5 protein-coding genes are annotated in these 11,390 nt (G+C 64.6%); 3 read left to right on the top strand and 2 right to left on the bottom strand.

Annotated features, from left to right (window positions below; translation table 11 throughout):
* Positions 1–91: 91 nt before the first annotated feature.
* The 3 genes from NQE15_RS11025 to NQE15_RS11015 all read left to right on the top strand — a co-directional run bounded on the left by NQE15_RS11025 (position 92) and on the right by NQE15_RS11015 (position 8,321).
* Positions 92–2,869, top strand: coding sequence for a response regulator (locus NQE15_RS11025; RefSeq protein ID WP_265949744.1), 2,778 nt, complete (start codon positions 92–94; stop codon positions 2,867–2,869).
* Between the two features lie 305 nt (positions 2,870–3,174).
* Positions 3,175–6,126 carry an EAL domain-containing protein gene (locus tag NQE15_RS11020; protein WP_265949741.1) on the top strand — a complete coding sequence of 984 codons (2,952 nt, stop codon included), beginning with the start codon at positions 3,175–3,177 and terminating at the stop codon, positions 6,124–6,126.
* On the top strand, positions 6,123–8,321 hold the full coding sequence (locus NQE15_RS11015; protein ID WP_265949739.1) for a PAS domain S-box protein: 2,199 nt from the start codon (positions 6,123–6,125) through the stop codon (positions 8,319–8,321). Before NQE15_RS11020 ends, NQE15_RS11015 begins: the two co-directional genes overlap by 4 nt.
* 7 nt (positions 8,322–8,328) lie before the next feature.
* On the opposite strand, the gene NQE15_RS11010 is transcribed toward NQE15_RS11015, so the two are convergent.
* On the bottom strand, positions 8,329–10,503 hold the full coding sequence (locus NQE15_RS11010) for a putative bifunctional diguanylate cyclase/phosphodiesterase (protein WP_265949737.1): 2,175 nt from the start codon (positions 10,501–10,503) through the stop codon (positions 8,329–8,331).
* Complete coding sequence (locus tag NQE15_RS11005) at positions 10,487–11,386, bottom strand: nitrate- and nitrite sensing domain-containing protein (RefSeq protein WP_265949735.1); 900 nt, start codon at positions 11,384–11,386, stop codon at positions 10,487–10,489. Before NQE15_RS11005 ends, NQE15_RS11010 begins: the two co-directional genes overlap by 17 nt.
* Positions 11,387–11,390 lie beyond the last annotated feature (4 nt).

Here is an 11,390-nt window from a genome sequence, read left to right as displayed (position 1 = left end):
GCCCCGCTGCTGGCGACAAGCGGGTTTACAGGGCGCGCCATTCAGTTGAGTATTGAAGGGCTGCCGCCCCGTTCAGGACATCATCAAACGCATGCCCGCTTCCAGTTTCTCGCTGAGCAGTCGACTCTGGCTGGTTCTGACACTCGCCATTCTGCCGCTGGTGATGCTGACTCTTGTCGACTACCGCAGTGAGCGCCTGGCCGCCATCGCCGACATCGAGCATCGGGCCCGTCTGATGCTGCAGGCCAGCCAGGTCTCGGAAGATGCCTCGCTGCGCCAGGTTCGTCAGCTCCTGCGCATCATGGCCGCCGCCGACGACATGAAGAATCTCGATCCCGCCAGCTGCACCGGCCTGGTCGCGCGCTTGCTGCAGTCGGCGGAAAATTTTTCCAATCTCGGGGCCGTCCTCCCCAACGGCGATGTTTTCTGTAGCGCCCGCCCGAGCGACCGGCAGGTCAATGTTGCCGATCGCACGTGGTTCCGCGAAGCCCGTAGCGCCCAGGACATCACCCACGGCGAGTTCGTTCTCGGCCGCATTTCGGGCAAGCCCGGCGTCGTCTTCGGCCTGCCCATGCGCGACACGGCCGGCCACTTGCGGGCCACCCTGTTCATCGCCAGCGATATCACCTGGTTCGACCGCCTGACCCACAATTTCCAGCTACCGAAAGACTGGACCTCGACACTGTTTCACCGCGATGGCAGCATCGTCTCGCACCATCCCGATCCCGATATCTGGCGTGGCGCCAGCCTCGACGAGAAAAACCGCAGTCGCCTGGTGAATGCGCTACGCGATGGGCTGGGCAGTATCGTCTTGAACGACATCGACGGCATCGAGCGCCTGTTCGTGCTCAGTCGCCTCCAGATGGCAGGAGAAGAACTGGTGGTCAGCATCGGCGCACCGGTACAGCACACCCTTGCCGTCATCGACCGCAGCTATTCGCTGCGCCTCGCCCTGCTCGTCGCCGTTACCTTGCTCTCGATCCTGCTCGCCCGCTACTACCTCTACCGCCTGATCGAGCGCTGGGTCGGACGCCTCGAAGCGGCCACCGAGAAGGTCGCCAGCGGCGATTTCTCGGCCCGGATCAGCAACTCCAAGACCCCGCGCGAACTGGGCAGGCTGGATCAGCACTTCAACAGCATGGCCGCCGCCCTCGAACAACGCGCCGAACAATACGCCGACGACCGGATCGCCATCGAAACCCTGAACGGCCTGCTGGCCGACAAGGTGGCGGCCCTCGAAGCCGGCGAACAGGACCTCCGGCGTTTGTCCACCGCCGTCGAACAAAGCCCGACCAGCATTGTCATCACCGACACCGAACCCCGGATCATCTACGTCAATCAGGCCTTCACCCGTACCAGCGGCTACACCGCCGAAGAGGTGATCGGCGAAAACCCACGCATTCTGCAATCCGGAGAGACCGACCAGGCGACCTTCCATTCGATGTGGGAAAGCCTGACTTCCGGCGCCATCTGGCGCGGCGAACTGCGCAACAAGCGCAAGGACGGTTCCCTCTATACCGAACTGGCGATCATTTCCCCAGTCCGCCAGAGCGACGGCCGGATCAGCCAGTACGTGGCGATCAAGGAAGACATTACCGAACGGCGCCGGATCGAGGACGAACTTGCCTCCTACCGTCATCATCTCGAACAGCTGGTCGATCTGCGCACCAACGAACTGGCGCTCGCCAAAGAGGCCGCAGAAGCCGCCAACCGGGCAAAATCGGATTTCCTCGCCAACATGAGCCACGAAATCCGGACGCCGATGAATGCCATCATCGGCCTCGCCTATCTGCTGTCGCGAACCCCGCTCAGCAACGAGCAGAGCGAGAAACTGAACAAGGTTTCGGACGCCGCCCAGCACCTGCTGCAGTTGATCAACGACATTCTCGACCTCTCGAAAATCGAAGCCGGCAAGATCGTCCTCGACAACCAGACCTTCGACCCGGCCGATATCGTGCACTCGGTGGCCGGCGTCATTCGCGACCAGGCCGTCGGCAAGAACCTGGAAGTGGTGGTCGACACCCGGGAATTGCCGGCCCTGGCCCAGGGCGATGCGACGCGGCTGCGCCAGGTACTGCTCAACTTCGCCAGCAACGCCCTGAAGTTCACCGCGCACGGCTCGATCACGCTCTCCGGCAAACTGGAAGCCATGGACGGCGATGCCATGATCTGCCGCTTTGCGGTCGCCGATACCGGCATCGGTATCGAGCCAACCGACCTCCCCCGTCTGTTCAATCCCTTTGAACAACTTGACGCGTCGACCACCCGGCGCTTCGGCGGAACCGGCCTCGGCCTGGCCATCGCCCGTCACCTGGCCGAACTGATGGGTGGCAGGGTCGGCGTCAGCAGCACGCCCGGCGCCGGCAGCACCTTCTGGATCAGCGCCCGCCTGGCCGCCCCGTCGGGTGAGCCGATCGCCCGGCAAGCGCCGCTGCTGGCCGAGGCCAAGGACCTGCACGGCTGCGTGCTGCTGGTCGAGGATGAAGCGATCAATCGTGAAATCGGCTGCGCCATCCTCGAAGCGGCGGGCCTCCGGGTCATTACCGCCGACAATGGTCAGGAGGCGATCGAGCGCTTTACCGAGGGTGGCGCCGACCTGATCCTGATGGATATCCGGATGCCGATCCTCGACGGCCTGGAGGCGACCCGACGCATTCGCGCCCTGCCCGGCGGCGCGGTGATCCCCATCGTCGCCCTGACCGCCAATGCTTACCTTGAAGACATGGCGCGCTGCCTGGAGGCCGGAATGAATGACTTTCTCGCCAAACCGGTGGAACCCGAGGCGCTCTATACCGTTCTCGGCAAGTATCTGAGCTCGGGCGGCTGCCCCCGGCGACTGAACCGCTGGCCGGTGCCGGGCCGGACCTGAGCGATTTCGCCGCCCTCGGCGCCGATCTGAGCCTGCTGGCCGAAGACCTGAGGACCGGCAACGTCGAAGCCAGCCAGATTTTTTCACGCCTGCAGAAGCTGCTCCAGTCAGCCTTCCCCGACGAATGCCGGCGCCTCCAGCTGGCCATCGGCAGCTTCGATTACGAGGCTGCCTTGCCGGTTGTCGAAGCTATCGTCGCCAGGCTGGCTGCCCATGTCGTCAATTAAGCGGATCCTGCCCTTGCCTGAGCGCCGCTGGCGAGCGAAACTGACGGCAGATAAACAATATCCAGGGGTGATACCGGCATGACCGATCAGGAGCGTGATTCGAGCAGCACTGCGCGTCCCGTCGTGCTCGCGGTGGATGACGTCCCGGACAATCTGGGCACGCTTTCCGAAATGCTGGGCGCGCTCGATGTCAGCGTCCGGGTCGCCAGCAACGGGGCGACCGCGATCCGCTATGCCTGCCTGGAGCCGCGCCCCGATCTGATCCTGCTCGATGTCATGATGCCCGGCCTGGACGGTCACGCCGTCCTCGCCGAACTGCGGGCCCGCCCGGAGACACAGAATATCCCGGTGATTTTCGTTACCGCCCTCGATCGCCCGGAAGACGAGGAAACCGGGCTGCTCGAAGGCGCTGCCGACTACATCACCAAGCCGATCAAGCCGGCGGTGCTGCGCGCCCGGGTCAGGGCTCAGCTCGAACTCAAGCAGGCGCGGGACCGCCAGGCCCGCGAGCAGGCCTGGCTAACACAGGAAGTCAATCGCCGCGTGGCCGAGAATGCGCGGCTCGAGAACCGTCTGCAGGTGGCGCTGGCAGTATCCGGCTTCGGCATCTGGGAGCACGACCAGCGGACCGGAAGCAGCGAATGGAACGACTCGCTGTGCCACATTCTCGGCCTCGAGCAATCGCCGTCGACCATCGCCAGCTGTTTCGAACTGGTCCACCCGGACGACCGGGCGGCGCTTGACGCCGGCATTGGCGCCGCGCTGGCCGACCGCGACGACATCTATCTCGACGAAGTGCGCATGCGGCATCGCGACGGGCACTGGCTATGGATGGAAATCCGCGGCCGGGTGATCAGCCGCGACCAGCGGGGCGCCCCGCAAATGACCGTCGGCACGATGGCCGACATCAGCCGGCGCAAGCTGGCCGATGCCGAGCACCGGCTGGCCTCGGTAGTATTTACCGGCATCAGCGACGGTATTTGCATCACCGATCCGCAAGGCCACATCCTGCTCACCAACGACGCCTTCTTCCGGGTCACCGGCTACTCGGCGAGCGAAGCCCAGGGCCAGAAGCCGAACCTGCTGAAGTCGGGCGTGCATAGCCCGGCCTTCTACCGGGCGATGTGGGAGTCGATCAGCCGTAACGACAACTGGCAGGGCGAAATCACCAACCGCCGCAAGGATGGCGAACTGGTCACCGAATGGCTGAGCATTTTCGCGGTGCGCGATGCCGCCGGCCAGCTCACCCATTACGCCGGCATCTTCAGCGACCTCTCGGAGCGCAAGGCGGCCGACGAACGCATCCAGTACCTGTCGAGCTACGATCCGCTGACCGGCCTGCCGAACCGCAACCTGTTTACCGACCGTCTCGGCCAGGCGCTGCTCAACGCCCACCGCTTCACTCGCCAGACCGCCGTCATCCTGCTCGACCTCGACCGCTTCCGCGTGGTCAACGAAACGCTCGGCCCGCCGGCCGGTGACGAGGTCCTGCTCGAAGTCTCCCGGCGCCTGCACCTCCAGGTCCGCGATGGCGACACGATCGGTCGCCGGTCGGGCAACGAGTTCGGATTCGTGATGGCCAACCTCGGCCAGGAACGCGATGCGATCGCGCTCGCCCAGCGCATCCTCGATGCCATTTCGGTACCCTTCGTGGTTGCCGACCAGCCGCTGGTGATTACCGCCAGCATCGGCATCAGCGTCGCCCCGCGCGACGGCAGCACCGCCGTCGAACTGCTGAAGACGGCCGATACCGCACTGGACCGGGCCAAGCAGGCGGGACGCAACACCTTCCGCTTCTATTCGCCGGAAATGGATGCCGACGCCGCGCGCCGGCTCGGACTCGAAAGCGCCTTGCGCGACGCCCTGCAAAACAACGAACTGAGCGTCCACTACCAGCCGCAGATCAGCCTCGAAAGCGGCAACATCATCGGCATGGAAGCGCTGCTGCGCTGGTATAACCCGCTGTTCGGCTCGGTTTCGCCCGTCGAATTCATCCCGATTGCCGAGGAAACCGGCCTCATCCTGCCCATCGGCGAATGGGTGTTGCGCACGGCCTGCCTGCAGACCCGGCAGTGGCTCGATCTCGGGCTGATCGCCCTGCGCGTCGCGGTCAACCTGTCGGCCCGGCAATTCCGTCAGGCCAATCTGGAACAAGTCGTCCGCCAGACCCTGGCCGATAGCGGCCTGCCCCCCGGGGCGCTGGAACTGGAGATTACCGAAAGCGCCTTCATCGACGATGCCGATGCCGCTATCGCCATGTGTCGCTCGCTCAAGGGAATCGGCGTCAAGCTGTCGCTCGACGATTTCGGCACCGGCTACTCGTCGCTCGCCTACCTCTCCCGCTTTCCCTTCGACAAGCTCAAGATCGACCAGGCCTTTGTCCGCGACATCACCGAAAACCCGGTCAACGCGGCGATCGCCACGGCGGCGATCGTGATGGCGCGCAGCCTCAATCTATCGGTGCTGGCCGAGGGCGTCGAAACCGAGGCCCAGGCCAGTTTCCTGCGGGGCCGGCGCTGCGACGCGATGCAGGGCTTCCTGTTCAGCCGGGCGCTGCCGCCCGCCGAATTCGAGCAGCTGCTGGCCGGCAACAAGCGCCTGCCACTCGGCGACATGCCGACCAGTGCAGGCCAGACCCTGCTCCTCGTCGACGACGAGCCGAACATCCTGAATGCGCTGACCCGGCTGCTGCGCCGCGAGAATTACCAAATCCTCGCCGCCAGTTCGCCCTTGGAAGCCTTCGACCTGCTGGCCAAACACCCGGTGCAGGTCATCCTCTCGGATCAGCGCATGCCGGAGATGTCGGGTACCGAATTTTTCGCCCGTGTCCGCCAGCTCTACCCGGACACCGTGCGCATCGTGCTCACCGGCTACACCGATCTCGACTCGGTCACCGGGGCGATCAACCGCGGGGCCATCTACAAATTCCTGACCAAGCCCTGGGATGACGACCAATTGCGCGAGCAGGTCCGCGAAGCCTTCCGCCTGGCCAAGGAAATCACTCAGCGCGGCACGCCGCACTTGCCATGACCGACGGCCCCTCACCGATGCCGCTCGAGAGCCCGGAAAACTATTCGGAACGGCATTTCCGCGCCTTGTTCGCCCACGCCATGGTCGGCATGGCCCGCTCGTCGGCGGACAAGCGCTGGATCGAGGTCAACCCGGCGCTCGCCGGCATGCTCGGCTACACGCCTGAAGAAATGCTCGGCCGGACCTGGAGCGAAATGACACACCCGGATGACCTAGCGAGCAACGAAGAGCGCTTCGAAGCGGTCATCCGCGGTGAAATTGACGGCTATTCACTGGAAAAGCGTTTTTTGCGCCGCGACGGTTCGGTCGTCCACGCCCAGATCTCGGCCCGCGGCATACGCAACCCGGCGGGACAATTCGACAGTTTTGCCGTGGTCATCGAGGACATGACGCAGCATCACGAAACCGAACGCGCCCTCGCCCAGCAGGTGAAACGCGCCGCTGTACTGCTCGAACTGCCACTCAAGGCCGAGGCGCTTTCCGAAACCGAATTCATGAAATACGCCCTCGAGCAGGCCGAAGCCCTGACTGGCAGCAGCATCGGCTTCATGCATTTCGTCAATGAGGGCGGCGAAAGCATCGAACTGGTCGCCTGGTCGCAAAACACGCTGGAAAAATACTGCACGGCGGCTTTCGATTGCCACTATCCGATCACCCAGGCCGGCATCTGGGCCGACGCCGCGCGCGCCAAGGCCCCGGTGGTCATCAACGACTACATCGGCGCTGCCAACAAGCGCGGCCTGCCGCCCGGGCACTCGACCCTGATCCGCCTGCTCAGTGTTCCGGTAATGGACGGCGGCACCGTGCGCATGATGACCGGCGTCGGCAACAAAGCGGAGCTTTACACCGACTTCGATATCGAAACCGTCCTCCTGATCGGCAACGAAACCTGGCGTATCGTGCGCCGGCAGCGGACCGAAAACGACCTGCGCCTGGCCATGCAGGTGGTCAATGCCAGCCCGGTGGTCTGCTTCCGTTGGGCGGCGAGCGAAGGCTGGCCGGTCGCCTTCGTTTCCGACAATGTGCGGCAATGGGGCTATGCACCCGACGAATTGCTGGCCGGCCAACCTCCTTTCGCGGATCTGCTTCACCCTGACGACCTGGCGCGGGTCACCGAAGAAGTCAGCCGCCATACGGCGGCCGGAGCCACCGGCTATGAGCAGGAATATCGCCTGATCACCGCCACCAACCGGGTCATCTGGGTCGTCGACCGCACCCAGGTCGTGCGCGACGCCGATGGCCGGGTCGCCTTCTACGATGGTGTTCTGACCGACATCACCGAACGCAAGCAGCAACAGCTGTTGATTGCCGAGAATCTGGTCAAGCAGCAGCAGTTGAACAAGCGGCTGGAAGCTGCCAACAACCAGTTGCTGCAATCGGAAAAAATGGCGTCCATCGGCCAACTGGCAGCCGGTATCGCGCACGAGCTGAACAACCCGATCGGTTTCGTGCATTCCAATCTCGGCACATTGGACGGCTATCTGCACGACCTGATGGCCATCATCGATGCCTACGACAAGCTCACCGCCGTCACCGACAGCTCTTTTCCGCAGTTGCGGGCGGTCGATCAGATCAAGGCGGAACGCGACTTCGACTTTATCCAGAAGGACATTTTCAACTTGGTCGCCGAATCGAAGGACGGCCTCGGCCGCGTCCGCAAGATCGTGCAGGATCTCAAGAGCTTCTCGCGCGTCGGCGAACAGGAATGGCAGGAAGCCGACCTGCACCAGGGTCTGGACTCGACCCTCAACATCGTCTGGAACGAACTGAAGTACAAGTGCACCGTGGCCAAGGAATACGGCGAAATTCCGCCCGTCTATTGCCTGATTTCGCAGCTCAACCAGGTCTTCATGAACCTGCTGGTCAATGCTGGCCACGCCATCGAGACACAGGGCAGCATCACCATCCGCACCCGCCGCCATGGCGACGACAGTGTCGTGATCGAGATCGTCGACACCGGCAAGGGCATCGCGCCGGAGAACCGCAACCGCATTTTCGAGCCCTTCTTCACGACCAAGCCGGTCGGCAAGGGCACCGGTCTGGGCCTCTCGCTGTCCTACAGCATCATCGAGCGCCACCATGGGCGCATCGAGGTCGACAGCGAGGTCGGCCGGGGTTCCACTTTCCGGATCGTGCTCCCCATCCGTCCGCCGCTCAGCGCCAGCGAAAGCGCCGCCGCCCAGGCCACGGACTGAGCGCGCGTCAACTACAGTACGACCTGCCGCTGCCCCGCTCCCGCAGATAGTCGCCCACCGCAGACGCCTGCATCGGCCGCGCAAACAGGTAGCCCTGGTATTCGTTGCAGCCACAGGTGCTGAGGGCTGCCATCTCGGCTTCGGTTTCGACGCCTTCGGCGACGATATGCAGATCGAGGCTTTGCCCGAGAAAAACGATGGCATGCGGAATCACCATCTTGTCCGCGCCACGGTCGCAGCCGGCAACGAAGGAGCGGTCGATTTTCAGGGTATCGATCGGCAGGCGCTGCAAATAGCTGAGCGAGGAATAACCGGTGCCGAAGTCGTCCACGGCGATGCTGACGCCGAGCGCCCGGATCGATTCGAGCACGCGGATGGTCTGCTCCACATCGCCCATCAGCATGCTCTCGGTAATCTCCAGTTCCAGGCATTCCGGTGGCAGGCCGGATTCGGCCAGCGCATCGGCGACCAGGGCACTCAGACCCGGCTCCTGCAGCTGGCGGGCCGAGAGGTTGACCGCCACATTCGGGGCATGGCCATCGACCAGCGGCCAGGCGGCCGCCTCGCGGCAGGCCTTGAACAGGACCTGCTTGCCGATGGCCAGGATGAGTCCGGTTTCCTCGGCCAGCGGAATGAAGCGATCCGGCGTCACCAGGCCATGCCCGGCGCTGTTCCAGCGGACCAGCGCTTCGAAGCCGCGCACCCGCCGTTGCGCATCGACCTTGGGCTGATAGACCACGGTCAGTTCGTTGCGCTCGATCGCCGTGCGCAAGGCCGTCTCGAGGACGAAGCGCTCCTGGGCCGCGAGATTCAGTTCCGGCGTATAGAAGCGGTACTGTCCCTTGCCGCTCTCCTTGGCGTGGTACATCGCGACGTCGGCCACCCGCAGCAGGCCTTCGAGATCGCCGGCATCGCGCGGATACAGGGCGACGCCGATGCTGCAATTGACGTGCAGGACGTGCCCCTCCAGGCTCCATGGCGCCTGGATCGAGGCCTGCAGCCGTTCGAGCAGGAGGGCGCTGGCCGCCGGCGACGACTGCTCGCCGATAATCAGCACGAATTCGTCGCCACCATAGCGCACCACAGTATCGACACCGCGCAGCACGGCGCGCAGGCGATTGGCCACTTCGATCAGCAGGCGGTCGCCGGCGGCGTGACCGAGACTGTCGTTGATCACCTTGAAGTTGTCGAGATCGACAAAGGCCAAGGCGACCTGGCCGTGTCCCCGGCGCGCCCGCTGGATAGCCTGCTCCAGGCGGTCGGGCAGCAGGTTGCGGTTGGGCAGCCCGGTCAGCGGGTCGTGCATCGCCTGATGCCGGAGATTGCTCTGATAGCGCCGGCGCTCGGTGATGTCCTCGACCGTACCCTCGTAATAGAGCAAGGCACCGTCCGGTGCGCGCACGGCATGGGCATTCTCGGAAATCCAGATGGGCTCGCCGTCGCAGCAGAATACTTCGGACTCGAAATTCACCACCCGGCCGTTGCGCTGGATCAGTCGCTTGAATTCGCCGCGACGCAGCGGATCGACATAGAGCCGGGTGCCGATATCCGACAGCGAGGCAATCAAGGCTTCCGGGCTGGCATAGCGATAGAGGTTGGCAAGGGCCGTATTGGCTGCCAGATAACTGCCGCTTTCGGTGGTCTGGAACATGCCGATCACCGAATTCTCGAAAATGCTGCGGTAACGCAGTTCGGTTTCGGCCAGATGAATCTGGGCCAGCACGCGGTCGGTAATATCTTCGATATGACCTTCGATAAGTTGCCGCCCCTGTTTGTCGCGCAGCCCGATACCGCGTTCGAGGACCCATTTTTCTTCGCCGTCGCGACCGATGATCCGGTACTCGATGCGATAGCGTGAGCCGCAGTCGAGGGCGGCGAGGATGGTGCCGCAGACGACCTCGCGGTCTTCTGGATGGCGCAGGGCGCCCAGCGAACAGCGCGCGCGGTCGCCGACCAGCTCCTCGGCCCGGTAGCCGGTCAAGTCCCGGCACCCCGGGCTGACGGCGAGCAGGGTCCAGGCCGCATCGGCGCGGCAGCGAAAGAGCATGCCGTCGATGCTCGCCGCCAAGGCCGCCATGGTCAGCGGCGAATCGCCGCCCGTCTCCGCCGGTCTGCCACCCTGACCTCCGCCGCCGAAAGGCAGGCGGGCCGGCCAGAACGGCAGTTCAGAACGAAGGAGCATAGCCCGCCGGGCGACCAGGCAATCCGTTCAAGCCATCGTCGGCCAGTTGCCGGCCGTGCTCGGCAATCAGGCCGAACACGGCGTCGACCGCCAGGCTGGCGACATCGAAATACTCCTGCACCGACACGTTGATGCCCGAGCTGACCAGCATCCGGGTGCGCACCAGACGGGCCATCTGGTGCACCGCCAGGGTCGCACTCTCGGCCTTGGCCCCGCGCAGCGCCCCCTCGGCAGCCTGCTTGAGCAGCGCCTCGGCGCGGGCGACCAGGAACATCAGGCGAACCCGGGCCACCGCCGAACAGGCCTGGCGGGTCGCCACGCTCATGCCAACGGCGCGCGCCTGACCCAGGCATTCGGTCAGCGCCGGCAGGCGGCTGGCATAGTTGCGGACCATGCCCCGGGCGCAGCGGTTGCCGACCAGCGGTTCGAGCCGGGCCTCGCCGAGCGCAGCCAGCCACTGCAGGAGTTGGTCGATCAGGAAACTGTGCTGGGCAATGCTTTGCTCGACCGAGAGGCCGGCCAGCTTCTCCCGCAGCTCTTCCCAGCGCCGTTGGAACAGCGCCAGATCGTTCGGGGTCAGGCAGGGATGGGGCTTGCCGCTCTCACCGCGGGCCACCGGTCGCAAGGCCTGGAACAGGTCATCGATTTCCCGCGCCTTGCTCTCCAGCTTGCCGCCAAAGCTCTGGTCGCCGGACAACCAGGCCGAACTCATGCCCCGGTGCTGTTGAAAATGCCCGATCAGCGCCAGCAACGACCGGCAGCCGGTCAGCGAAGTCTCCAGCGAGCGCCCGGCATCGACCCAGGCCCGGCGCCGCAGGAGGAGCAGGGAAATCGACGCAATCGCCACGGCTGCGCCAAGCATCGAATAAATGATCCATTCCATGGCC

The organism is Dechloromonas sp. A34, from assembly GCF_026261605.1.
In the GTDB taxonomy this organism is placed as follows: Bacteria; Pseudomonadota; Gammaproteobacteria; order Burkholderiales; family Rhodocyclaceae; genus Azonexus.
This window is presented reverse-complemented; position numbering and strand designations above follow the sequence as displayed.